The organism is Anaerotignum faecicola, assembly GCA_024460105.1.
GTDB lineage: Bacteria > Bacillota > Clostridia > Lachnospirales > Anaerotignaceae > JANFXS01.
In genome coordinates, this window is record JANFXS010000351.1 from 1 (window position 1) to 429 (window position 429).

The 429-nt window shown below is 48.7% G+C and carries 1 protein-coding gene; it reads left to right on the forward strand.

The annotated features are described in order from the left end of the window. A partial coding sequence (locus tag NE664_14330; protein ID MCQ4727812.1) for a doubled motif LPXTG anchor domain-containing protein occupies nt 1–367 on the forward strand: 367 nt, incomplete at its 5' end. Between the last annotated feature and the right edge of the window lie 62 nt (nt 368–429).

Here is a 429-nt window from a genome sequence, read left to right on the forward strand (position 1 = left end):
TGATGAGGAAGTTACAGCTAATTATCACATCACTTATCTGGCAGGTACTCTTAGAGTAACGTCAGGCAGCAGCGGAGGTGATAACGGCGGCGGAGGCGGAGATACTCCGAATCCTAATAAGCCATACGTTCCGGGAGGTCCTGGAACTGTAACGATTGAACCGGGCGAAGTACCGTTGGCGAATTTACCTGAGGGCAGCCCGACAGACAACTTAGTTCTGATCGATGATGGCAACGTACCGCTTGCAGGTCTTCCAAAGACCGGTGATCGCGCAGGAGCACATGCAGGATTAGCAGCACTGCTTTCTGGATTCTTGTTGGCAGCGTTTACAGTGTTGAGCAATAGGAAGAAGGAAGAAGAAAAGTAAATAGTTAAAAAGCAATATCAAAAATGGAGGCGGCCTGACAGAGTTTATAATCTGTCAGGCCG